We start from the raw sequence: 23,106 nt of genomic DNA, 5'->3' as shown, positions 1-23,106 counted from the left end.
GATTAGTGTAACTAATTTCGCAGTTGTTGATAAATAAATGGATAATAAGTTTGCTTGACTTAAAAAAGTTAAACTGATATAATTTTACTTGTAAAAATATTAATAGGAGGTGTAAATGTGAAGAGAGTAGTTATAACTGGAATGGGGACCATAAATCCACTTGGGAAAAATATTTCCGAGTTTTCTGAAAATCTGAAAAAAATGCATATAGGAATAGATAAAATTTCAAGTTTTGATGCTGAAAATTTACCTGTAAAAATTGCTGGAGAAGTAAAAGGTTTCGTGCCAGAAGAATACATTGACAAAAAATTATCTAAACGTATTGATAGGTATACTCAGTTTGCACTTGCTGCTGCAAAAGAGGCTATTGAAAACTCGAAGATCAATTTTGAAGGGATAGAAGAAAGGGTTGCGGTGATAGTGGCAAGTGGCATGGGAGGATTTATAACTCTCGATAAACAAAATGATGTTTTCAAAGAACGGGGTGCAAATAGAGTTAGTCCATTTATGATCCCAATGATACTTTCAAATATGGCAAGTGGTGTTGTTGCAATGAATTATAAACTAAAAGGACCTAATTTTTCAGTTGTTAGTGCTTGTGCAAGTTCGGTTCATGCGATTGCTTTGGGAGCACTTTTAATAAGGCACGGCTATGTGGATGTAGCTGTTGTAGGTGGTGCAGAAGCTACTATTGCTCCGCTTCCAATAGCTGGTTTTGCAGCTATGAAAGCTTTGTCTACAAGGAATGATGAGCCGAAAAAAGCTTCTAGGCCATTTGATGTTGAAAGAGATGGTTTTGTAATGGCAGAAGGAGCCGGAATACTAATTTTAGAATCCGAAGAATTTGCTAAAAAGAGAAATGCAAATATATTAGCCCAAGTTAAGGGTTTTGGAATGAACGATGATGCTTATCATTTTAGTGCTCCTGATCCTCAATCAAAAGGTTCTACATCAGTAATGCTTCAATCATTAAAAGATGCAAACCTTTCTCCGGATGAAATTGATCTTGTAAGCTGTCATGCCACAAGTACACCAGTTGGTGATGAACTTGAAGCTCAAGCAATTTTGAATGTTTTTGGAGAAAGGAATAATTTATTGGTCAATTCAACTAAGGCTTTAACTGGACATTTATTAGGAGCAGCAGGTGCTATAGAAACAATTGCAGCAATATTAGAAATGAATGAAGGGTTTGTACATGGAATGCCAAATCTTGAGAAATCTGATGAAATTGCTTCAAAATTAAATTTAGTTAAAGAAACTAGAGAAGTAAAGATTAATAATTTTCTTAAAAATTCATTTGGTTTTGGTGGTCATAATGCTTCGATCGTTGTTGGGAGGTATTAATAATGAAAAAAGAAGAAATAATGAAAATTTTGCCTCATAGAGATCCTATTTTGCTTGTTGACAAAGTTGTTGAAAAAGGTGAAGATTATATTGTTGCTGAAAGAGAAATTAAAGATTCTGATCCTATATTTAAAGGTCATTTTCCAAGTTACCCTATATACCCAGGTGTTTATATTTTAGAAGGTCTTGCGCAAACTGCCGGGATACTGCTTTTAAAAGGAAATGATGAAATACCATTATTTTTGGGGATTGATAATGCACGGTTTAAAGGAGAAGTAAGACCCAATTGTACTCTCAGATATGAAGTTAAGATAAAAGAAGTAAAAGCAGGAATAGTGTTTGTAGATGCAAAAGCATATGTTAGTAGTAAAATGGTAGCGAAAGCTGTTTTATTATTGGGTTCAAAGAGGTGAAATTTATGAATAGAATTTGCAAACTCTTTAACATTAAATATCCAATATTGATGGGTGGAATGTCTTGGGCTGGTACACCAAGACTTGCTGCAGCCGTATCAAATGCTGGTGGTTTAGGGATAATAGGTGCTGGAGCTATGAAAGGTGAAGACTTACAAAATGCGATTGATGAGGTAAGAAAATATACAGATAAACCATTTGGAGTAAATATAATATTAGTATCACCATTTGCAGATGAATTGGTTGAAGTTGTATTAAAAAACAAGGTTCCAGTTGTAACATTTGGGGCCGGAAATCCAACTAAATACATAAATGATTTGAAAAGTGCTGGGATTAAAGTTGTTCCAGTGGTTGCTTCGGAAAATCTTGCTCGACTTGTTGAAAGAAGTGGAGCTGATGCAGTGATTGCTGAAGGGATGGAATCTGGAGGGCATATAGGTGAAGTTACAACTTTTGTTTTGGTAAATTCTGTGTCAAAGAATGTAAAAATTCCCGTAATTGCCGCAGGTGGAATTGCAGATGGAAAAGGAATGGCTGCTGCTTTTGCGTTGGGGGCTGAGGGAATACAAATGGGAACAAGATTTATTGCAAGTAGAGAAGCAGAAGTTCATGAAAACTTTAAAAAGTTGATTATAAAATCAGGAATAAGAGATACTATTATTACTGGGGCAAGTTTGGGGCATTCAGCAAGAGTTGTAAAAACTAAATTCGCAAAAATAGTTAAGACTTTGGAAGTTGAAAGTCCACAAGATGCTGAAAATATATTGGTTGGTAGCCTTAGAAAAGCCGTTCAGGAAGGAAATATTGAGCAAGGATCTTTCATGGCAGGACAGAGTGTTGGTTTAATTAAAGATATAAAGCCTGTACATGAAATAATTAAAGAAATAATTGAAGAATTTAACGAGACTGTGAAAAGATTAGGGGAGGTAAAGTTGTGAAAACAAAAGACATATCTTTAGTTGCGTTATTTGTAACTTTAACTATAGTCGGAGCACAAATATCAATTCCAATTGGAACTGTACCTATAACTTTACAAGTCTTAATGGTGTTTTTAACTGGTTATTTTCTAAAACCTACACTTGCCCTTTTAACACAATCTATTTATCTTCTTTTAGGTATTATAGGCCTTCCTGTTTTTGCTAATTTTTCAGGAGGATTTGCAAGTATAATTGGTCCAACTGGTGGATATTTAATTGCTTTTCCTATAGCTGCTTGGATAATTTCTCTATCTAAGAAAGATTATTTTTCTATGTTCATACATGGGATATTGGGAATTGCAATCATCTACACATTAGGGCTTTTGGTTTTAAACTATCATTTGCACGATTTTAAAAAAGCTTTTATGATCGGAGTTGTACCATTTATTGGAATAGATTTTTTGAAAATGTGCATAGCAGTTATAATTTCAAAAAGAGTTTTAAAGGTGGTGGAAGCATGAAAGCCTTTTTATTTCCAGGTCAAGGTTCACAATATTCTGGAATGGCAAAAGATTTTTCTAAATACCCATTTTGGAATGAGCTAAGTAAAAGAGCGGAAGAGGTACTTAATATTGATTTAATAAATATTATGAATGGAGATGAAGAAACTCTAAAGTTAACCGAAAACGCGCAACCTGCAATATTTTTAGCTAGCTTTGTAGCTTTTAAACACTTAGAAAGCTTAGGAATAAGCTATAATATATTTGCAGGGCATAGTCTGGGAGAGTATACTGCCTTTGCTGCAGCTGGGGTATACGATTTTGATTTTGGGATATATTTGGTAAGAAAAAGGGGAGAATATATTTCTCAAGCAATCGAACCTGGAAAAGGAAGTATGGCTGCAGTTTTAAAAATCTCTGCTGAGAAAGTAGAAGAACTTGTTAAAAATTATGAAGGTCTTTATGTTGCAAATTATAATTCTTCAACACAAACAGTTATAAGTGGCTTGAAATCATCTATTCAAAAATTTTTAGAAGATTGTAAAAATAATGGTATTAGAGCAACAGAATTGGTTGTTTCCGGGCCTTTCCATACTCCCTTTTTAGAAAGTGCTCGTGAAAAACTTTCAAAAGAAATTGAACATGTTAAATTCAAAAAACCAAAAGTTCCGATTGTTTTGAATAGTACAGCTAAAGAATCGAGTGATCCAGAGGAATTAAAATACTATTTACTTGAACAAATAGCAGGACCAGTTTATTGGTTACAGTCAATAAGAAGAATGTTAGAACTTGGAGTAAAAGAATTTGTTGAAGTTGGCCCTAAAAACGTTCTATCAAATATGTTAAAAAGAGAGAAGATAGATATTATTCATTTTAGTGAGATAGAAGAAATAGAAGATTCCAGGGTTTGAACTTTAAAGTTGAATATTTGGGAATTGCTTATCTCGAATACATGGCTTCAATTTGTTTGAAGCCATGTTTTTTATTTGTTGAAAATATTTGACTTTAATCGATTATTTTTTTATACTTAGAATAGTATTAAACAAAAAATGGAGGTATGTTAATAATGATTATTTCTTTTTGGGGATACACATTTTTTTCGGTTTTAGCTAATATTTTTGTTTTCTTTAATGAACCTATTTCGCAAATATTGTTGACTATTTCATCCTTATTTTTAATGTTTTTACTATTCTTATTTGGGAGAAAAATTGGAAAGAAATTTAATGTAAACTTTATGTGGATTTTTTACATAGCTTTATTTCTTGCACTTTTCTCTCTTCTTCCTTTGTATTTAACCTCATCATATTTTACGTATTTTGTTGCGCAGTTTATGAGTTTTCTATTTATTTTATTATATCTTAAGGTAATATTGAGCATAATAGAGTCAAAAAAATCAATTTTTAAATTTATTGTATTTTCTATACTAACTCTTGGAATATATTCTTACTTTTTCTTTTATGACATTATCAAAGAAATTAGAAAACTAAATTGACACTTTTAAAATTTAGTAGTACCATATTAGTGTAAGAAAAGTGAATAAATTCCCAAGGGGAGCTCCATAATCCGGGGCTGAGAGGAAGGCGGAAACCTTCGACCCTTAGAACCTGAACCGGGTAATACCGGCGGAGGGATTGGGAAAAGAAAAATAAAAGTCTATAATAACCCCTCCGCTTTTGCGGAGGGGATTTTTCATAAGGAGGTAAGCGATATGTGGGATTATGAAGTTTCAAAAATTATTGTAGAAAGATTTTTTGAAAAATTGAATGATAGCTTGAAAGTTGATGTAGCAATTGTCGGGGGTGGCCCAAGCGCTTTAGCAGCTTCCTACTATCTTTCAAAAAAAGGATTGAAGGTTGCTATATTTGAGTCAAAAAATGAACCTGGTGGTGGAACATGGGGTGGAGGAATGATGTTTAATGAACTAGTAGTTGAAAAAGATATTAAATCTTTTTTAGATGAATTAGGAATGAATTACTTAATTAAAAACAATTTTATTTCAGTTGATTCTGTACATTTTGCCTCTTCTTTACTATACAATGCTACTAAAGTTGGTACAATTTTATTCAATAATGTTATTGTTGAAGATATTGTATTTTATGAAAATAAAGTAAATGGAATTGTAATAAATTGGGCACCAGTTATAAGGCAAAAACTCCATGTTGATCCTATAACAATTATGGCAAAGTTCGTAGTTGATGGTACGGGACATCCTGCAAACGTTGTGAATATGTTGGTTGATAGAGGAATTGATGTCGACCTTCCTATGGGAAAAATTAGGGAATACCCTATGAATGCAAAAGAAGGAGAAAAATTTGTAGTTGAAAATACTAAAGAAGTTTTCCCAGGACTTTACGTAATGGGAATGGCTGCAGTTTCAGTAGGTGGTGGGCCCAGAATGGGACCAATTTTCGGTGGGATGATTAAATCAGGTTTAAAAGTTGCAAATAATATATTAGAAAAATTATCCATAGAGGTGAAATAATGACGCTAATTGAAAAGGTTAAAAATGGTGAAAAATGTAGTGAAATTGAAAAAATTGCCGAACATGAAAATGTTAGTATTGATAATATTAGAGAAGGATTATTAAATGGAAAAATTGTAATTCCGCACAACAAAAATCATACATCATTAAAAAAATTTATGGGAATTGGTAAAGGTTTAACAGTAAAAGTAAACGCAAACATTGGAACATCATTTGGATATGATGATTTCGAATATGAAATAGAGAAATTTAATACCGCCAAAGCTGTGGGTGCAGATAGTGTTATGTTACTTTCAACATGGGGGAATCTAGATGAACAAAGAGAATTCATAATTAAAAATTCAGATATTCCCGTTGGAACTGTTCCAATTTATGATGCAGCTGTAATTTCTTATCAGGAAAAAAAGAATGTTGTTGATTTTAGTGAAAAAGATTTCTTAAAAATATTTGAGAAACATGCAAAACAAGGTGTAGATTTTGTGACCCTGCATATTAGTATAACTAAAGATATCGTTAAAAAATTAAAAAAATCCCAAAGAATAATGAAAATAGTTAGTAGAGGTGGATCAATTATTGCGGGATGGATAATTAAAAACAATCTAGAAAATCCGTTTTACAAATACTTTGATGAAGTACTTGATATTGCAAGAGAATATGATGTAACTTTAAGCCTGGGTGATTCATTAAGACCAGGGAACTTATTTGACTCTTTAGACAGATTACAATTAGAAGAATGGTTTATATTTGAAGAATTGGTTGAAATGGCTAGAAAGAAGAATGTTCAAGTAATGTTAGAAGGTCCAGGTCATGTTCCACTTGATCAGATAGAAACAACAGTAAATTTAATGAAAAAATACGGAAAAAATTCACCAGTATTCTTACTTGGTCCTATAGTATTGGATATTGCTCCTGGATATGATCATATAACTTCTGCAATAGGAGCAGCAATTGCTGCAAAAAGTGGAGCAGACTTTATTTGTTATGTGACTCCTTCAGAGCATTTATCATTGCCAAATGTTGAAGATGTTAAAAAAGGCGTTATTGCTGCAAAAATAGCTGCAATGGCTGCAGATTTTTCAAGAGGAAAATTTGTAGATGAAAATTACAAATTAGCAATTTCAAGGAAAAATTTAGATTGGCAAGGAATAAAAGATGTATCACTTGATAAAGAAATTGTTGAAAGATATTTGAATGCACGCCCCTATTCAGGAAAAGGTTGTTCTATGTGTGGGCCATTTTGTGCACTAAAAGTTGTAGAGGAGTATTTAGAAGAATAATATGCGAAGGCTAGGAGTATCCACAAGTGTTATAAAAAGTGATTTAAGGATGATCAAATATTTAACAGAAAAATTTAAATTTTCAAATCTATTTGAAATTGGATTTATAGATCCAAAATATATTAACAACTTAAATGTCATAAAAGGCAAATCTATAGGAGTTCATTCACCATTTATCTTTAAATTGAAGAATCATCCAAAATTAACACATTCGGATTATCACTTTACATTTTCTAAAATTTTAAGAAGTGCTTATTTTGCAAAACAAATAAAGTCAGAATATTTAATAGTTCATTATCCGGATGCACTTCAAAATGATGATTGGAATAAAAATTTATTTCTTCTGGAAAAACTGAGCAGTATTTTAAAAATAAGAATTGAAAATACTTATGGAAATAAATTTTTTTATAGTAAAAAAGACTATAAAAATTTATGTCAAGATTTAGATTTAAAACTATGTATAGATATCGGACATCTTCTTTTGGATGAAAGAATAAATCCTTTTAAATTTATTGAATTCTTGGAAGAATATATTGAAGAATTCCACATTTACTATGCAGATAAGAAGATTTATAAGATATGTCATCACAAACCTTGGAGTGAAAATAAATACTATATTGAATTACTAAGACTAATTATGAAATTAGATGCGGATATTGTTATTGAATCTACACCACAATGTAATAAGGATTTGGATAAACTTTTAAAATTTTTGGGGGTGATTTAATGAAAAAAATGTTAATCATTTCTGGGCTTGATCCATCATCTGGGGCTGGATTAATTCAAGATATATCAGTAGCAACAGCTATGGGAGTAAGTATATATTCAACAGTAAGTGCATTTACCGTTCAAACATTAACAAAATCATTAAATGTAAGATTTAGAGATACAAATGAAATTCTTGAAGAAATTAAATACTTTGATGATGTTGGAATTATAAAAGTTGGAATTGCAAATCCAGAAATTATAGAAAAACTTAGAGGAATATATAAAGATACAATAATTGTTTGGAACCCTGTTTTACAATCATCAAACGGCTTGAAATTTTTAGATGAAAATATAGTTAAAAACTATATTAAACTTTCTGACTTTGTTGTTGTAAATAGTGAAGAGGCAGAAAAAATAGGGAAATTTGATAATATGATTATTACTGGTGGGCATTTAGAAGGCGAGCGTATAAAAATAACCTATAAAGGAAAAGAATTTTACCATGAAAGATTAAATGGTAACTTTAGAGGCACAGGTTGTGTATTTACAACTCTCTTTTCGTGCTTAGTTTTAAAAGAATATCCTGCTGAAGAAGCAATAAAAGAAGCTGGGAATATAATTTTAAAAGTTTTAAAAAGATCATCACAAAGAGTTGAAGTAGAAAAGCTTTCAAACGATTGGATAAAATATGAAACCTTGGATGAGCTTAATAAAATAATGTTGGATATTATGGAAATTGGTAGGTATACAATTCCAGAAGTTGGACAAAACGTTTCATATGCAATTATGGGAGCAAAAAATGAAGAAGAAGTTGCAAAATTTCCCGGAAGAATAAGATTAGTCAACGGAAAACCACATTTTATTGGAAAAGCAACTTTTGAGGGAAAATCTCATACAGCCAGAATGACAATTGAAATGATGAAAAAATTTCCATACATGAGATGCACTACTAATGTAAGATATGAAGAAGAATATATTGAAAATGCTAAAAGATATGGCTTAAAAGTTTACGAATTAAAACGTGAAAAAGAACCAGAAGAATTTAAAAATATAGAGGGTCAATCATTAAAATGGGGAATAAATAGTATTATTAAAAATTTAGATAATCCTCCAGATGTGATATACGACAAAGGATTTTGGGGTAAAGAAGCAATGATAAGAGTTTTTGCAAGAAATCCACAGGAAGTAATAAAAAAAGTAAGGGGTATTATTGGCCTAAATTCGTGAAAATTTTTAATTATCCACCACTATTTATTGAAAATACCTTATTTTGTGGTATTATATTATATGTAAACTAATTTAATAAGTAAGGAGGCATTTTATGAAAAAAATTGCTGTTATGACTAGTGGTGGAGATGCCCCTGGAATGAATGCCGCCATTCGTGCTGTGGTTCGTTATGCTGTAAGGAATGACATTCAAGTTCTTGGAATTCAAAGAGGTTATGCTGGACTTTTGGATGAAGATTTTATAGAAATGGATTTTGCATCCGTTGGTGGAATAATGGAAAAAGGTGGAACAATTCTTAGAAGTAGTAGGTGTCCAGAATTTGTGAGAAAAGAGACAAGGCAAGAAGCCGCAAAAATACTTGCAAAACATGGTGTGGAAGGATTAATTGTGATTGGTGGTGAGGGAAGTTTACATGGTGCAATGTTCCTTGAAGAAGAACAAAAGGTACCTGTTGTAGGAATTCCTGGTACAATTGATAATGATATTGCAATGACTGATATGAGTATTGGTGTTGATACATGTCTAAATACAGTTGTTGATGCAATTCAAAAGCTAAAAGATACCGCTTCTTCTCATGAGAGAGCATTTATTGTTGAAGTTATGGGAAGGTCATCCGGATATATTGCAACAGTTGCTGGTCTTGTAACTGGTGCTGAGGCAATAGTAATCCCAGAAATACCCGTGAATTATGAAGCATTAGGAAATAAAATTTTGAAAGAAAGAGAAAGAGGTAAAATTAATTGTATCGTTGTTGTAGCTGAAGGTGCTGCAAGTGCTTATACAGTTGCAAGGCATTTAGAACATAGGATTGGATATGAAACAAGAATAACAATTTTGGGACATATTCAAAGAGGAGGTTCCCCTACAGCTTTTGATAGGCTGCTTGCTTCAAGAATGGGAGTTGCTGCAGTAGAATTCTTAAAACGTGGAACTAGCTACGTTATGACTGCACTACAAGGTGGTAAAATTGTGCCTGTTAAACTGGATGAAGTTCTTAAACAGAAAAAATCTTTAAATATGGAATTAGTTGAGTTAACTGCATTACTATCATGATAAAAATAAAAAACGCATTTGTATGGGATAATGGACATTTTTTTAAGAAAGATTTGTATGTAAAAAATGGAATATTTGTTGATGATTGTAAAAAGTGTGACTATGAAATAGACCTGGAGGGGAAATACATCCTTCCAGGTTTTTCTGATTCCCATGCTCATGTATTAGGAGTAGGGTTAAGCAAGTTAATGCTTAATTTAAATAATAAGAATTTTCAGGATGAAATATTTTCATCTAGCGAAGAAATAATACTTGGACGTGGTTGGACTGAAATAAGTGATAAATACCTATTTGATTCAATAACAAGGCCTGTAATTTTAATTAGGATTTGTGGACATGTTGCATATTTAAATAAATATGCTCAAAAGATACTAGGATTTAATGATTATTTTATCTATGAAAATGATTTAGAAAAAATTTGGAAACTACTACCTGAAGAATACTACATTAAGGCTTTTAAAACTGGGGAATATGAATTTATTTCTAAAGGAATAACTAGTGTACATTCAGATGATTTACATGGAATTACCTTTGAAACATTATTAAAACTTTTAAATGATAGTAAGCTGAGAATATATGAAAAATTGTACACGGAGACGCCTTGGAATTACGAATTCAACAAGGAATATGGTATTTCAAAGATTTTTGGGATAAAACTTTTTGCAGATGGCTCATTAGGCGGAAAAACAGCTTTTTTGTCAAGACCATATAAAAACTCAAAAAATTATGGAACATATATTTTACCAGAAAGTTTTGAATCGATTTTGGACTTTGCAGAAAAAAATAATGTACAAGTTTGTGTTCATGCAATTGGAGATGAAGCAATATCAAGACTTATAGAACTTTTTGGAAGGTTTAATAATCATAGAATAATTCATGCACAGCTTATTAAAGAAAAAGATTTTGAAAAATTAAAAAATTTTAAATTTTCAGTCCAACCTCATTTTTATTTTGAAGATCAAGAAATTTTAAAGAACATTGACACATCAGGATTAATGCTCTATCCTTTCAAAAGAATGTTTGAGGAGGGCTATTTAATTTCATTTTCAAGTGATGGTCCAGTTTCACCTGTCGATCCTAAATATATTATTTCAAGTGCCTTAAAATTAGGTTTTTCATTTGTAGATAGTATTAAACTATATACAGAATATTCTGGAAATATGATTAATGAAAAAATTGGGCTTTTAAAGCCCAATTATAAAGCGGATTTTATAGTATTCAAAGACAAGAATTTAGAAAAACTTGAAGCGGTATTTATAAATGGGGAAAAAGTCTATGATGCTTTAACCCTAAATCCATAGCTTTTTCCAACTTCCCTATTTAAACTTTTTATCATTGCTTTTGTACATTCAATACAACTTGTATCTGCTTCAAATAAGCAAATCTTGTTTGGATATAATGTATAATTTGGTCTATATGGATTTGGAGTTAAATTTGGCATTATTACATTAGCTCCATATTTTAATGCTAATTGTCTTCCAAAAGGATGCAAGCTTCCCATTGCAGTAGTTGCCGGAATATTTGCTGTCGGGATTAAAATTCGTGCAAGAGCTATGATCTTTAACGTTGTTTTTAAATCACCACCTTTTTCGTCTTTCAAAGGTGTATCTGGATTTGGTATAAAAGGGCCAATTCCTATCATATCTGAATCTAGTTCTCTTAAAAAAATAAGATCTTTTGCAAGTTCAATAGGTCCCTGCCCAGGAAGTCCAACCATACATCCTGCACCTACTTCGTAACCTAATTCTTTTAATTTAAACAAATGCCTTTTTCTATTTTCAAAAGTATCACTTGGATGAAGTTTATTGTATAACACTTCATCAGCCGTTTCGTGTCTCATTAGGTATCTATCTGCCCCTACTTCTTTCCATGCCTTATATTCATCAAACTCTCTTTCTCCAATACTTAAAGTTATTGCAACATCAAATTTTTTTATTTCTTTTATTAAATTAGACATAACTTCCTTTGTATAGTATGTATCCTCACCGGATTGCAATACAACGGTTTTTATTCCTCTTTCAGCAATTAATTTTGCCCTGTCAATTATTTCATCAATCGTCATTCTATATCTTTTAATATTTTTGTTTTGGGCTCTCAGACCGCAATATAAACAATCCATACGGCAATAATTTGAAAATTCAATAATTGCTCTTACATAAACTTCATTTCCAACATATTTTTCTCTAATTTCATTTGCATAATTTAATATCTCTTCATCATATTTTTCATTTTCAATTATATGTGCAAGTTGTTCAAAGGTTAGAGAATCTTTTCTTAATTTCTTAATTATTTCGTGCACAATCAACCACCTCTTGAATAAGCTTTTTAAATTCTTCATCACTTCTTTCTAAATTTTCGGTAAAAATTATAAATTTATCATCTTCATATACCACCATTGGTGGTAAATAATATTCATTTCCTGCTTTTTCTATAAAAGATATTCTACGGCCTATTTTTTTATTGATCCAAATTTTGCAATTATACTTTCTTGCAATTTTTTCTAAGATGCTCTTTAAATTACAATCTGACATCTCGGTCCCCCTTATTTATTCTTTCCAGACCATCTAAAACAATATTTTTCTGCTTTTCATCTAATTTTTCAATTTCTTTCTCCAAGACTTTTTTTCCTTCTTTATAAGTCTTTTCTGACGCGTAATCATTTAAGTACTCATTCAATGTAAAAAGTGCATTCGGAGTGCAAAATCTTTTAACAAAACCAGGAATTGCAAATTCCATAAAGTGTTCTCCTGTTCTTCCTGCTCTATAACAAGCAGTACAGAAAGAAGGTATATACTCTTCTTTTAGAAGTTCATAAATTACTTCATCAAGTGTTCTTGTATCTCCTAAGATAAATTGACTCTTTCTTATCACCTCTGGATCAGTCTCAGAATATGAGCCAACACCTATGCTAGAGCCTGCATCAATTTGAGATACACCAAGTTTTAAAACTTCTCTTCTTAGATCTGCCGGCTCTCTTGCTGTTAAAATTAAACCAGTATATGGAACAGCAAGTCTTAAAATGGCAACTAACTTTTTAAAATCTTTATCACTAACTTGGTAAGGAGGCCTTTCCGCTATAGGTGTTCCAACAGCTGGTTCAATTCTTGGAAATGAAATTGTGTGAGGCCCAACTCCAAACCGCTCTTCAAGATGTAAGGTATGATATATTAACCCCATTACTTCAAATTTCCAATCATATAGTCCAAATAAAGCACCTATTCCAACATCGTCTATTCCAGCAAGCATTGCCCTGTCAAGTCCATATAGCCTCCATGCAAAATTGGATTTTGGGCCGCGAGGGTGAAGCTTTTTGTATGTTGGATAATGATAGGTTTCTTGGAAGATCTGGTATGTACCTATTCCAACCTCTTTTATGATTTTATATCCTTCAACAGTCTGTGGGGCAGCATTAACATTTACTCTTCTAATTTCTCCATTGCCATGTTTGGTATTATAAATAATCTCTATTGTTTTAGCTATAAATTCAGGAGAATATTTTGGATGTTCTCCGTATACTACAATTAAACGCTTGTGTCCCTTTGAAACTAGTGCTTTTACTTCTTCTTTCAATTTTTCAAATGAAAGTGTTTTTCTTACAACTTCTTTATTTGATATTCTAAAACCACAATATTCACAATCATTGATACAATCATTTCCAATATATAGTGGCGCAAATAAAACTATTCTGTTACCATATACTTTTTCCTTTAAAGTTCTTGCTGCCTCAAATATTTCCTCCCATTGTTTTTCATCTTTTGCATTCAATAGTGTTGCAACTTCATCTGGATCAAGTCTTTGTTTGTCTAAAGATTTTTGTAATATATTGCGTATTTTTTCACTATCTGGATTAAGATTTGAAGATAGATTTTCTTTTATCTTTTTTTCATCGATAAAAGTTTTTTGTGTGTCTTTTTCCTTTATAAACACATACATAACTTTCACCCCTTTGTAATTGGTATACTTTTTACTTTTACATTTTTTAACTGACCTAATTTTCCTGTAAAACTTCCCAATATGTCATTTGTAGCTCTGAAGAGGACAAAGATTACCGCCATATTTTCATTTTCTATTGGATACCCAACTCTAAGCTTTATATACCTTGAAAAATCATGTAAAATTTGATTCACTCTTTCATATGCATCATCTCTATTTGTAACAATAATGTCTACTGTATAAAACCTTTCCATATAAAAATCCCCTTTCCTTTTTATTTTCCAAGGAAAGGGGAAAATTAATGCATTATTAGCATTTTCTAGCTTTTTCCCCTTTCCTTGGTGTCAGGATAAACTTCCCTCAACCTCAGAAAGGAATATTTTATTTAATTTTTAAAAGCTTTTAAAAGACCTTATTCTGTAACTACTTTATTTTTAACTGATCTATCTGTATAGTAAGTATGTAGTAGTTCATGAGCAATATGGCTATTTGGTTTTTCAAGAAATTCTTCATAAAGCTTTTGTATATCTGGATTTTCATGTGATCTTCTAAGTGTACTAAGTTCATCAATTGAATAAATAGCAGAAGCACGCTTTTTAAGAATATCTGGATCTAGGCTCTTTGGTTGTCCTCCACCACCTATACATCCACCTGGACATGCCATTATTTCAATAAAGTCATAATACCTTGCTCCGTCTCTTATATCATCAAGAAGTTTTTTTACGTTTGCAGTTCCATGGGCAATTGCAACTTTCAATTTTTTGCCTTCTATATCAATTTCGGCTTCTCTAATGCCATCTAAGCCTCTAACTGCATTAAATTCAAGCTTTGGCAATTTTTTGTTAGTAATAATTTCATATGCTGTTCTAAGAGCAGCTTCCATAACTCCACCAGTAACACCAAAAATTGCAGCAGCACCAGTAGAAGTTCCAAGCGGGTTATCAAAGTCTTCGTCTTCAAGTCCAATAAAGTTAATTTGTTTCATCTTTATAAGTTTTGCGAGTTCTCTTGTTGTAATAACATAATCTGTTGTTTTAATTTCTCTTCCATCTTCTAATTTTATTTTTTGCTGTGGTCTTGTAATTTCATCTTTCTTTGCAGTACATGGCATAATAGATACCATAATTATATCTTCTGGATCTACCCCAATCTTTTTAGCAAAGTAAGTTTTTACGACAGAACTCATCATTTGTTGAGGAGATTTAGCACTTGAAACATTGTTTATAAACTCTGGATATTCTTTTTCTAGTAAATTAATCCAGGCTGGACAACAACTTGTAAACATTGGGAATGGCCCGCCATCATTTATTCTACCGATAAGTTCTGTACCTTCCTCTACAATAGTTAAATCAGCAGCAAAGTTTGTATCAAATACATAATCAAATCCTAATCTTCTAATTGCAGCAACCATCTTACCTGTACTTACTGAACCTGGTTCCATACCAAATTCTTCACCGATTGCAACTCTCACTGAAGGAGCTGTTTGGGCAACTAAGATTTTTTTATCTTTTTTATCTAATATTTTGAGTACTTTTCTCCAATCGGGAGTTTCATAAATAGCACCAACTGGACAAAGGTTAGCACATTGTCCACATGAAATACAATTAGTTTCATAAACAGGCATATCAAATGCAGTTTGGGGAATGGTTTTATAACCTCTTTCAATCATGGAATAAATATTCATTCCTTGAATTTCACTACAAACTCTTACACATCTTTGGCATTTTATACATCTTGAAAGATCTCTTTGAATTGAAGGACTACTATCATCAAATACATCTGGAAGATCTGAAACTGGAAATACGGGCTTAATATCATATTTTTGAACAAGTCTTTTAAGTTCACATCTTTGATCTGCTTCACAATACATACAATCATTTGGATGATTAGCCATTATTAGAGATAAATTAAATTTTACTGCATTTTCTACTCTTTCAGAATTCGTATTTATTTTAATTCCATCGTATACTTTAGTTGTACATGCAGGTTGAAGTGTTCTAGCACCTTCAATTTCTACTACACAAACTCTACATGCTCCAATTGGTTCAAGTTCTGGATGATGACACAAAGTTGGAATTTCCATACCAAGCTTCTGAGCTGCCTCTAATACGGTCAAATTATCTGGAACTTCATACTCCTTTCCATTCAAAAAAATTTTTGCCATCATATCCCTCCTTAGATCTGTATTAACGATTTTTTTCACATTCTATCCTCATAAACGAGCTATCATATCCTTTATGTTTTTCTTTCTCAAGTAAATTATATCACAAAGTATTGCCATTTGAAAAGTATCAAACTTGTGAATTTTTGTGATAAATTTAGTTTTTTGAAATTAATTAAACAAAATTACAAATAAAAGGATATTATAAAATTCTTTCTAAAACAATAATCCAAATAGGAATAGTAAACGCAGAAAGAAGAGTTGTAATAGCAACAGTAAGGCTTATTTTAGAAGAATCACCAGTAATTGCATCAATTAATATAACACTATTAATAGCTGTAGGCATGGCGCTTTCTAATACGAACACTCTTGCGAATTCATTATCCATTTTTAAAAGAAAAACGAAAATTAAGGCAAAAGCTGGATATAAGATTAATCTAATTATTGGTGAAAATATAACTGTATTAAAATTTACACTTTCAATCTTTATTCTCGATAATGAAAGACCAGTAAATATTAAAAGAAATGGGATTGCAGAACTTTTAAGCATATTTATTGTTTCAAGTAAGGGGAAAGGAAGTTCTTTGTAGCTAATACCAAAAATAGACAAAAGATAAGCAAAAATTATCACATAAAGGTATGGTAACTTAAGTATGTTTTTAAAATTAATTTTTTCCCCAATGAAAGAGGGTAAAACAATTGAGGCAACAAGCATATTAATTACAGAATAAATAACGCCATATGACATAGCTTTTTCTCCCCAAATAGAATACAAAATGGGATACCCAAGGTATCCCGTGTTAATGTATATACTATTTGTCAAAATTAAAAATCTATCCTTTTTAAAAGCAAATGATAAGATATAAAATAAAACAAATAGGAATAGTATTCCTAATCCATAAGATTTTAGATATGATAATTTCGGAGGATAATCATTTATAAATGTAAATGACAAAACACTAGCCATTATCCATAAAGAAATTTTAGATACAATTTTTATATCGTATGGAAAAATTTTACCAAAAATATATCCTAACATTATAATCAAAAATGGTGGTAATATTGTCAAGAAAGCATTGATCATCCTTTATTCGAGCTCCATATTATATCATTTTTGTATTTTATTTCTTTAATTTCTTCTGGAAATACTATATTTCTTTCCTTAATTAGTTCTAATAACAAATCTTTTGGCAGTGATGTTTCAACCCAAAGTTCTTCGATTGTGACTTTCTCATATCCTCTGTTTGCAAAATTCTGCAAAACTTTTGATAAAGCCTTTTCATATCTTTCCCAATTCATTTCATAATTATTTTCACTAGAATTAGATTTTTTTATATCCTTTTCACTCATGAAATTCCTCCTCCTTTAATTTTTCATAAGCTATTTTTGCTGCCAATTTTTCTGATTCTTTTTTTGAAAAACCCTCAGCCTTTGAATAAATTTTACCATTTATATAAAGTGTTGTTATAAATTTATTTTTTTGTGATACAGTATCATATACTGGTAATTGTTTAAAACGGTCTTGGGTAATTTCTTGGAGTTTTGTTTTATAATCAAAAATTCTCTTTCCACTAAGAAAAATTTCTATATACTTTTTAAAAGTATCATGGAATATATTTTCTATAACATTTAAATCTTTTTTACAATCAATATAAATTGCTGCAACTAATGCTTCAACAACATCTGCAATTATAGATTTTTTGTATTTTCCGCCACTTTTTAACTCACCCTTTCCAAGAAAGATATAATTTTCTATTCCAATATCTATTCCAATTTCATATAATATATCTTCACTTGCTACTGCTGCTTTGATTTGTGCCATTGTACCTTCGTTTAAATTGATAAACTCTTGGTAAAGAATTGTACTAAGCAATAAATCAATAACTGCGTCTCCTAGGAATTCCAAACGTTCGTAAGATTTAACTTTATTCTCATGTGCAAAAGACGTATGTGTTAAAGCAGTGAGCAAGAGTTCTTCATTTCTAAATCTGTATCCAAGCTTATTTTCAAGTTCCATGGGTCGTAATCTTTCCATTCTTCCACCCCAACTACTTGTATTGTTCTTAATTTGTTATTTTTAGATTCCTTCCAAATCACCTTTATTGGAACAGCGAATTCTGGTTGTAATTTCCCTGCTTCTATCCAATACCTAGAGTTTTTGACTCTATAAATTGAAGGGTTTGCAATTACATGCAATATAAGTGGTTTTTTAGCTACTATTACTTCATCTATAACGTCAATATTTTCAATTTTTTTCTTTATTTCATTAATGTTATCAACCATAGGCTTAACATTAATAATTGCAATATTCTTAGAAAGTGGTCCTACAATTTTCACATTTGCAAGTTCAAGATTTTTGGGGACATTTTCAAGCAATATTTCATTAGCAAGATCAACTGCTTTCCCATGATAATCCAAATTTGTCATAATCTTTAAAAGATGTTTTAATTTACAACCTTCCCTTTTTGAATTTTCACCTATTCTCTCCAATTTAAATGAATAAAAATCCAAAATATTTTGGATTTCAGATTTATTTAAATCACCTAATGGTGCATATAAACCATTGAAAACTTTTAATCCTGTTTTTCCCCAGCTATCACTTTGATTTGAGCCGGTTATAACTAATCTATCTTTTGCATACTTTTTTACTGTATTCATTTTTACAGTTTTAGTACACATGTTACATGAAGGTCCATTTTTCCATATTTCTTTTTGATATAATGATTCAAGAAATGTAATCTTTATCCCCATTTTCTCAGCAGATTTTTTAACAATTTCAATACTCCTTTTATATGTAAAAAGTCCATAAACAACATTGACCAGTTCAACATTTTCTGGCCCAAGTGCTTCTTTAGTAAGAAGAGCTGCCACTGTACTATCTAGCCCTCCAGAAAATGCAATTACAACATTTTTATTACCGTATTCTTTTACAACCTCTTTAATTTCATTCTTTATATTTTCAGCCAATTTTTCAATACTCATTTTTATCCCCCTTCAAGTTCATGTATGCTACTAATTTTCTTTTTAAAATCATTCTTTTGTACAATCAAATATTCAGAAGTGATCTTTTTTATTTTGTAGCCATTTATAGTGTCATTTCTTTTAAAAATTAAGTTTTTCTTCCACGCTATGGTAAGTAGAAAAGGAAATAATCTAAAAAATTTATAATAAATATTAAATTTGTTTATAAATATCTCCAAAATTAAATTAATTTCAAATTTTTTTCCAGTAACTTTTGAAACAGAAGTGCCTTCAGGTGGAGTTTCATTATTTACATTCAATCCGATACCAACTACAATAGCTTGTACTTTTCCATTTTTGCTTATTATTTCTGTAAGTATACCAGAAAGTTTTTTTCCTTTAAAAAATATATCATTTGGCCACTTAATTTTAGCAGATATTTTCAAATTTTTCAAAATTGACAATAGTGTAATTGCTGAAAGTTTAGTGTAAAAATTAGGATATTTTAAATTTTTCTTAAAAAGTATAGAAAACCATAATCCGCCTTCTTGTGAAATCCACACTCTTCCAAGTCTTCCCCTGCCTTGAGTTTGAACTTTTGCTAATACTATTGTTCCATTGTCAAGATTTTTATAATTCTCTTTTACATATGTGTTCGTACTATTTATTTTATCAAAACAAATTAACTTACTTTTTTCTAGCATACAAAAACCTCCGTATTAAATCTCGATAGAATATACTACTAAAAATTAAATAAACTAAAATTCCAATCAAAATTTGTATCAAGAACCAAAACTCATTATTTATAAAGTCAATCGAATATATTACGAATAACATTATAAGACTATTTAATGATATTTTTAAAAAGTCTTTTATTGGAAAAGTCTTTACAGAAAATAATAAATACAAAACTCCTATAATACCTGCAATACTTGTAGCTAAAGCAACTCCAACAGGTCCATATTTTAAACCAAAAATTAAATCTAAAATAATATTTGACAAAGATACTATGGTGGCTGCAATAAAAGGTGTTTTTGTGTTTTTTATAGCATGATAACTCCTAGAAATAGTTGAATAAATTCCATAAAAAGGTAATCCTAATGTATATGCAATTAAAATTCTGGATGTTGTCAATGTGTCTGTAGAAGTAAATGCTCCATGTTCATAAAAAAATCTAATTATTGGAGTTGATAAAAATATTAATCCTACCATAGATGGTATTGTAAAAAATAAGGTTGATTTTAAGGCATCATTTAAATGATAATTAAAATTTTTTCTGTCATTCGATATCTTTGATAAGACAACCGTAGAGACTGATACAGCAAAAAGGCCATATGGAAGTAAATAAAATCTAGAAGCGTACTGCAGGTATGAAATACTTCCTTTGTCGTAAAAGGATACAACATTCATATCAACAACAGTGTTTATTTGTGAAACTACCATAGTAATAAATGTAGGAAAGAATAATTTTAAAAAATGCGGAAAATACTTTAGCGTAAAATAATATTTATGTTTTAAAATTGATTTTATAATGCTTAAAAACATTAGCATTGATCCAATTAAAAAACCTACCGTAGGTGAAATTATTCCATCCTTAGTTGATAAAAATGTCCCAATTATTATAGTTATATTAGAGATACTAGGAGTCAGTGCTGGCCAAAAAAAATTGTTATTTGTGTTTAAAATAGAATAAGAAATTGCCCATAAGAATATAAAGTATATTGAAGGTGACGTAATTAATAAAAGCTTTTTAGCCAGTATCTTTGTTTCGTATGAGCTGCCTGCTCCAAATAAGTTGATTATTAGTTCTGGAAAAAAATAAGATAATATAACTAATGCAAAAATTATTAAAGAAAAGCCATTAATAACTGATGATAAAAATTTGTCTTTTTCCTCTCCACTTTTTTCTGAATAAAGTGGGACGAATGCAGAAGACATGGCTCCTTCACCAAAAACTTTTCTAAGAAAAAAGGGAAACATGATGGCTATAAAGTATGCATCAAGTTCATATGAAACACCAAAATATTTTGCAAATAAAACATCTCTGAATAATCCTAAAATTCTAGAGAAAAATGTTGCAATAGAAAAAAGAATGCTACTAAATAGTATAGACATATTTTTCCTCCAAACATTTCCTTTCAAAAAAGTATTATAGCACTTCTATTAAAAATGGTCTATTTGTGGTAAAATATCAATGAAAAAATAAATTGTAGGAGGTGTTGTAGGTGGTTATTCTATATTCAGCACTTGTTATGGGAGCTTTGGGATTAGGATTTGGATTATTTCTTGCATTTAGCAATGAGAAATTTAAGGTCGAAGTTGATCCAAGAATTGAACAAATAACAAAGGTTCTTCCCGGAATTAACTGTGGTGCTTGTGGATATCCTGGATGTGAAGGGTATGCTGCAGCTATTGTAAAAAAAGGTGATGCAATTGATAAATGTTTACCAGGTAAAAAAATGGGAGTAAGTGAAAAGATTAAAGAAATTTTGGAACAAAATAAATAAAATATGACTAAAGTTGAAATAGCAAGTTTAAGTAGTCTTGGCTATTCAATTAATGAAATAAAAAATGGTTACATCAAAAGCAAAGACATTCAAAGAAAAAGGTTTATAGAAAATAAACTAGCAAAATGGCTGGAATTTTCAGGAAATGGTATTATTACATTTTTTGATGATGAATATCCTGAATATTTAAAAAACATTTGGAAGCCACCAGTTGTACTTTTTTATAAAGGAAATGTTCATCTGTTAAAAAAAATATGTTTTTCTGTAGTTGGAACTAGAAGTATGACAGTATATGGAAAAAGTATTACTGAAAAATTTGTGAAAAAACTAAGTGATTTTTTCGTTATAGTAAGCGGGATGGCAATTGGGATTGATGCCGAGGCTCATAAAAATTCGAAACAGACAATTGCTGTTCTTGGATGTGGAGTTGATATTTGCTATCCAAAGCAAAATAAAAATTTATACGATAAAATTTCTAAAGAAGGATGTCTAATTAGTGAATATTTGCCTTGGGAAAGTCCAAAAAAACATTATTTTCCTCTTAGAAATAGGATCATAGCTGGGATTTCTGAAGGAGTTTTAATAGTTGAGTGTAAGAAAAAAAGTGGGACTATGATTACAGCTAATTATGCAATTGATTTTGGAAAAGACCTTTTTACTGTGCCGGGGAACATATTTTCTTTGAATTCTGAAGGGCCAAATTTTTTAATAAAAAATGGAGCATATCCTGTTACAGATCCTGATGAAATATTAGATTTCTATATAATGAGAGGTGTTATAAATGAAAGTAATAGAAAAAATTGAGGATATGAAGAAAATATCGAAGGAGATTCTTGAGTCAAAAAAGACTATAGGTTTTGTTCCAACGATGGGTTTTTTACACGAAGGTCATCTTTCGCTTGTAAAAGCTGCAAAAAGTGAAAACGATATAACAGTAGTAAGTATTTTTGTTAATCCAACCCAATTTGGTCCGAATGAGGATTATAACAATTATCCTAGAGATCTTGAAAGAGATCTCTCAATGTTAAAAGATATGGAAGTTGACTATGTTTTTGTACCATCAGTTGATGAAATGTATCCAGATTCTTTCTCAACATATGTTGAAGAAATAAAACTTTCAAAATTTTTGTGTGGTGCTTCAAGACCTGGACACTTTAGAGGAGTCTGTACTGTCGTTACTAAATTATTTAACATTGTAAAGCCTACAAGAGCTTACTTTGGTCAAAAAGATGCACAGCAATTTAGAATTTTAAGAAGAATGGTAAGAGATTTAAACATGGATGTAGAGCTTGTTGAAATGCCTATTGTAAGAGAACCTGATGGGCTTGCGTTATCATCAAGAAATACTTATTTAAATGATGAAGAAAGAAAAGAAGCTGTTAGACTTTATAAATCTCTATTGAAAGCTAAAAAATTAGTCGAATCAGGAGTAAAAGATGTTGAAATTATTAAAAATGAGATGAAAAAGATTTTAACACATCCTTTGTTAAGAATAGATTATATTGAAATAGTTGATGAAGAAAACTTGGAGCCTATAGAAAAAATAGATCGAAGAGTTATAATTGCAATCGCAGTATTTGTTGGAAAAGCAAGATTAATTGATAATATGATAATATAAATTA

26 protein-coding genes and 1 riboswitch are annotated in these 23,106 nt (G+C 30.6%); of the genes, 15 read left to right on the top strand and 11 right to left on the bottom strand.

Annotated features, from left to right (window positions below):
- Positions 1-117 precede the first annotated feature (117 nt).
- From fabF to HNP65_RS00240, 12 genes are all read left to right on the top strand, one after another.
- Positions 118-1,344 (top strand): beta-ketoacyl-ACP synthase II, encoded by a 1,227-nt coding sequence (gene fabF / locus HNP65_RS00295; RefSeq protein ID WP_184618416.1) that lies wholly within the window; start codon positions 118-120, stop codon positions 1,342-1,344.
- Positions 1,345-1,346: 2 nt separating this feature from the next.
- On the top strand, positions 1,347-1,757 hold the full coding sequence (gene fabZ / locus HNP65_RS00290) for a 3-hydroxyacyl-ACP dehydratase FabZ (RefSeq protein ID WP_184618415.1): 411 nt from the start codon (positions 1,347-1,349) through the stop codon (positions 1,755-1,757).
- 5 nt (positions 1,758-1,762) lie between these two features.
- Complete coding sequence (locus tag HNP65_RS00285) at positions 1,763-2,695, top strand: DUF561 domain-containing protein (RefSeq protein WP_184618414.1); 933 nt, start codon at positions 1,763-1,765, stop codon at positions 2,693-2,695.
- The gene (locus tag HNP65_RS00280) at positions 2,692-3,195 is read left to right on the top strand and encodes a biotin transporter BioY (protein WP_184618413.1); all 504 of its coding nucleotides are present in this window, start codon (positions 2,692-2,694) and stop codon (positions 3,193-3,195) included. Before HNP65_RS00285 ends, HNP65_RS00280 begins: the two co-directional genes overlap by 4 nt.
- A complete protein-coding gene (fabD, locus tag HNP65_RS00275; RefSeq protein ID WP_184618412.1) occupies positions 3,192-4,085 on the top strand; it encodes an ACP S-malonyltransferase in 894 nt (297 codons plus the stop codon). The genes HNP65_RS00280 and fabD overlap by 4 nt, the downstream gene beginning before the upstream one ends.
- A 146-nt stretch (positions 4,086-4,231) precedes the next feature.
- Positions 4,232-4,666 (top strand): DUF4234 domain-containing protein, encoded by a 435-nt coding sequence (locus tag HNP65_RS00270; RefSeq protein WP_246348147.1) that lies wholly within the window; start codon positions 4,232-4,234, stop codon positions 4,664-4,666.
- Between the two features lie 45 nt (positions 4,667-4,711).
- Positions 4,712-4,823, top strand: a riboswitch (TPP riboswitch).
- A gap of 59 nt (positions 4,824-4,882) precedes the next feature.
- Positions 4,883-5,656, top strand: coding sequence for a sulfide-dependent adenosine diphosphate thiazole synthase (locus tag HNP65_RS00265; RefSeq protein ID WP_184618411.1), 774 nt, complete (start codon positions 4,883-4,885; stop codon positions 5,654-5,656).
- A complete protein-coding gene (gene thiC, locus HNP65_RS00260; protein ID WP_184618410.1) occupies positions 5,656-6,933 on the top strand; it encodes a phosphomethylpyrimidine synthase ThiC in 1,278 nt (425 codons plus the stop codon). Before HNP65_RS00265 ends, thiC begins: the two co-directional genes overlap by 1 nt.
- A gap of 1 nt (position 6,934) precedes the next feature.
- Positions 6,935-7,660: a sugar phosphate isomerase/epimerase gene (locus HNP65_RS00255; protein WP_184618409.1), complete on the top strand. Its 726-nt coding sequence runs from the start codon at positions 6,935-6,937 to the stop codon at positions 7,658-7,660.
- Positions 7,660-8,868: a thiamine-phosphate synthase family protein gene (locus HNP65_RS00250; protein ID WP_184618408.1), complete on the top strand. Its 1,209-nt coding sequence runs from the start codon at positions 7,660-7,662 to the stop codon at positions 8,866-8,868. The genes HNP65_RS00255 and HNP65_RS00250 overlap by 1 nt, the downstream gene beginning before the upstream one ends.
- A gap of 94 nt (positions 8,869-8,962) precedes the next feature.
- The gene (gene pfkA, locus HNP65_RS00245) at positions 8,963-9,922 is read left to right on the top strand and encodes a 6-phosphofructokinase (RefSeq protein WP_184618407.1); all 960 of its coding nucleotides are present in this window, start codon (positions 8,963-8,965) and stop codon (positions 9,920-9,922) included.
- The gene (locus HNP65_RS00240) at positions 9,919-11,223 is read left to right on the top strand and encodes an amidohydrolase (protein WP_184618406.1); all 1,305 of its coding nucleotides are present in this window, start codon (positions 9,919-9,921) and stop codon (positions 11,221-11,223) included. Before pfkA ends, HNP65_RS00240 begins: the two co-directional genes overlap by 4 nt.
- Here the strand turns inward: HNP65_RS00240 and hydE are convergent.
- From hydE to murJ, 11 genes are all read right to left on the bottom strand, one after another.
- On the bottom strand, positions 11,196-12,221 hold the full coding sequence (gene hydE / locus HNP65_RS00235) for a [FeFe] hydrogenase H-cluster radical SAM maturase HydE (protein ID WP_343043430.1): 1,026 nt from the start codon (positions 12,219-12,221) through the stop codon (positions 11,196-11,198). The two genes, HNP65_RS00240 and hydE, sit on opposite strands and share 28 nt — an antisense overlap.
- Positions 12,205-12,453, bottom strand: coding sequence for a hypothetical protein (locus HNP65_RS00230; protein WP_184618404.1), 249 nt, complete (start codon positions 12,451-12,453; stop codon positions 12,205-12,207). The genes hydE and HNP65_RS00230 overlap by 17 nt, the downstream gene beginning before the upstream one ends.
- A complete protein-coding gene (gene hydG, locus HNP65_RS00225) occupies positions 12,440-13,855 on the bottom strand; it encodes a [FeFe] hydrogenase H-cluster radical SAM maturase HydG (RefSeq protein WP_184618403.1) in 1,416 nt (471 codons plus the stop codon). Before hydG ends, HNP65_RS00230 begins: the two co-directional genes overlap by 14 nt.
- Before the next feature lie 5 nt (positions 13,856-13,860).
- Entirely contained in the window at positions 13,861-14,109 is a 249-nt protein-coding gene (locus tag HNP65_RS00220) for a TM1266 family iron-only hydrogenase system putative regulator (RefSeq protein WP_184618402.1), read from the bottom strand.
- A 158-nt stretch (positions 14,110-14,267) separates the two neighbouring features.
- A complete protein-coding gene (locus HNP65_RS00215; protein ID WP_184618401.1) occupies positions 14,268-16,019 on the bottom strand; it encodes an NADH-dependent [FeFe] hydrogenase, group A6 in 1,752 nt (583 codons plus the stop codon).
- Between the two features lie 199 nt (positions 16,020-16,218).
- On the bottom strand, positions 16,219-17,100 hold the full coding sequence (locus tag HNP65_RS00210; RefSeq protein WP_184618400.1) for an AEC family transporter: 882 nt from the start codon (positions 17,098-17,100) through the stop codon (positions 16,219-16,221).
- The gene (locus HNP65_RS00205; protein ID WP_184618399.1) at positions 17,097-17,366 is read right to left on the bottom strand and encodes a hypothetical protein; all 270 of its coding nucleotides are present in this window, start codon (positions 17,364-17,366) and stop codon (positions 17,097-17,099) included. Before HNP65_RS00205 ends, HNP65_RS00210 begins: the two co-directional genes overlap by 4 nt.
- The gene (rnc, locus tag HNP65_RS00200; protein ID WP_184618398.1) at positions 17,359-18,051 is read right to left on the bottom strand and encodes a ribonuclease III; all 693 of its coding nucleotides are present in this window, start codon (positions 18,049-18,051) and stop codon (positions 17,359-17,361) included. Before rnc ends, HNP65_RS00205 begins: the two co-directional genes overlap by 8 nt.
- On the bottom strand, positions 17,970-18,998 hold the full coding sequence (locus HNP65_RS00195; RefSeq protein ID WP_184618397.1) for a 7-cyano-7-deazaguanine synthase: 1,029 nt from the start codon (positions 18,996-18,998) through the stop codon (positions 17,970-17,972). The genes rnc and HNP65_RS00195 overlap by 82 nt, the downstream gene beginning before the upstream one ends.
- A gap of 2 nt (positions 18,999-19,000) precedes the next feature.
- Entirely contained in the window at positions 19,001-19,681 is a 681-nt protein-coding gene (locus HNP65_RS00190; protein WP_184618396.1) for a biotin--[acetyl-CoA-carboxylase] ligase, read from the bottom strand.
- Positions 19,665-21,092 (bottom strand): murein biosynthesis integral membrane protein MurJ, encoded by a 1,428-nt coding sequence (gene murJ, locus HNP65_RS00185; RefSeq protein WP_184618395.1) that lies wholly within the window; start codon positions 21,090-21,092, stop codon positions 19,665-19,667. Before murJ ends, HNP65_RS00190 begins: the two co-directional genes overlap by 17 nt.
- 110 nt (positions 21,093-21,202) lie before the next feature.
- Between murJ and HNP65_RS00180 the strand changes: the two genes are divergently transcribed.
- Genes HNP65_RS00180 through panC form a run of 3 tightly spaced genes read left to right on the top strand, consistent with a single transcriptional unit; the run spans position 21,203 to position 23,102 of the window.
- Positions 21,203-21,484 (top strand): RnfABCDGE type electron transport complex subunit B, encoded by a 282-nt coding sequence (locus HNP65_RS00180; RefSeq protein WP_126992503.1) that lies wholly within the window; start codon positions 21,203-21,205, stop codon positions 21,482-21,484.
- Between the two features lie 3 nt (positions 21,485-21,487).
- Entirely contained in the window at positions 21,488-22,288 is an 801-nt protein-coding gene (gene dprA, locus HNP65_RS00175; RefSeq protein ID WP_184618394.1) for a DNA-processing protein DprA, read from the top strand.
- Positions 22,266-23,102 (top strand): pantoate--beta-alanine ligase, encoded by an 837-nt coding sequence (gene panC / locus HNP65_RS00170; RefSeq protein ID WP_184618393.1) that lies wholly within the window; start codon positions 22,266-22,268, stop codon positions 23,100-23,102. Before dprA ends, panC begins: the two co-directional genes overlap by 23 nt.
- Positions 23,103-23,106: the final 4 nt, after the last annotated feature.

Source organism: Thermosipho japonicus (assembly GCF_014201655.1).
Lineage (GTDB): Bacteria > Thermotogota > Thermotogae > Thermotogales > Fervidobacteriaceae > Thermosipho > Thermosipho japonicus.
Note: the sequence above shows the minus strand (reverse complement) of the source record. Positions and strands in the feature narration are given on the sequence as shown.

Coding starts and splice junctions, on each gene's coding strand:
- HNP65_RS00205 (WP_184618399.1), bottom strand. CDS start 17,366: ATGAGTGAAAAGGATATAAAAAAATCTAATTCTAGTGAAAATAATTAT.
- fabZ (WP_184618415.1), top strand. CDS start 1,347: ATGAAAAAAGAAGAAATAATGAAAATTTTGCCTCATAGAGATCCTATT.
- hydG (WP_184618403.1), bottom strand. CDS start 13,855: ATGTATGTGTTTATAAAGGAAAAAGACACACAAAAAACTTTTATCGAT.
- dprA (WP_184618394.1), top strand. CDS start 21,488: ATGACTAAAGTTGAAATAGCAAGTTTAAGTAGTCTTGGCTATTCAATT.
- HNP65_RS00215 (WP_184618401.1), bottom strand. CDS start 16,019: ATGGCAAAAATTTTTTTGAATGGAAAGGAGTATGAAGTTCCAGATAAT.
- fabD (WP_184618412.1), top strand. CDS start 3,192: ATGAAAGCCTTTTTATTTCCAGGTCAAGGTTCACAATATTCTGGAATG.
- HNP65_RS00285 (WP_184618414.1), top strand. CDS start 1,763: ATGAATAGAATTTGCAAACTCTTTAACATTAAATATCCAATATTGATG.
- pfkA (WP_184618407.1), top strand. CDS start 8,963: ATGAAAAAAATTGCTGTTATGACTAGTGGTGGAGATGCCCCTGGAATG.
- HNP65_RS00240 (WP_184618406.1), top strand. CDS start 9,919: ATGATAAAAATAAAAAACGCATTTGTATGGGATAATGGACATTTTTTT.
- HNP65_RS00210 (WP_184618400.1), bottom strand. CDS start 17,100: ATGATCAATGCTTTCTTGACAATATTACCACCATTTTTGATTATAATG.
- HNP65_RS00230 (WP_184618404.1), bottom strand. CDS start 12,453: ATGTCAGATTGTAATTTAAAGAGCATCTTAGAAAAAATTGCAAGAAAG.
- HNP65_RS00265 (WP_184618411.1), top strand. CDS start 4,883: ATGTGGGATTATGAAGTTTCAAAAATTATTGTAGAAAGATTTTTTGAA.
- HNP65_RS00195 (WP_184618397.1), bottom strand. CDS start 18,998: ATGAGTATTGAAAAATTGGCTGAAAATATAAAGAATGAAATTAAAGAG.
- rnc (WP_184618398.1), bottom strand. CDS start 18,051: ATGGAAAGATTACGACCCATGGAACTTGAAAATAAGCTTGGATACAGA.
- murJ (WP_184618395.1), bottom strand. CDS start 21,092: ATGTCTATACTATTTAGTAGCATTCTTTTTTCTATTGCAACATTTTTC.
- HNP65_RS00250 (WP_184618408.1), top strand. CDS start 7,660: ATGAAAAAAATGTTAATCATTTCTGGGCTTGATCCATCATCTGGGGCT.
- HNP65_RS00255 (WP_184618409.1), top strand. CDS start 6,935: ATGCGAAGGCTAGGAGTATCCACAAGTGTTATAAAAAGTGATTTAAGG.
- HNP65_RS00270 (WP_246348147.1), top strand. CDS start 4,232: ATGTTAATAATGATTATTTCTTTTTGGGGATACACATTTTTTTCGGTT.
- thiC (WP_184618410.1), top strand. CDS start 5,656: ATGACGCTAATTGAAAAGGTTAAAAATGGTGAAAAATGTAGTGAAATT.
- panC (WP_184618393.1), top strand. CDS start 22,266: ATGAAAGTAATAGAAAAAATTGAGGATATGAAGAAAATATCGAAGGAG.
- HNP65_RS00190 (WP_184618396.1), bottom strand. CDS start 19,681: ATGCTAGAAAAAAGTAAGTTAATTTGTTTTGATAAAATAAATAGTACG.
- HNP65_RS00220 (WP_184618402.1), bottom strand. CDS start 14,109: ATGGAAAGGTTTTATACAGTAGACATTATTGTTACAAATAGAGATGAT.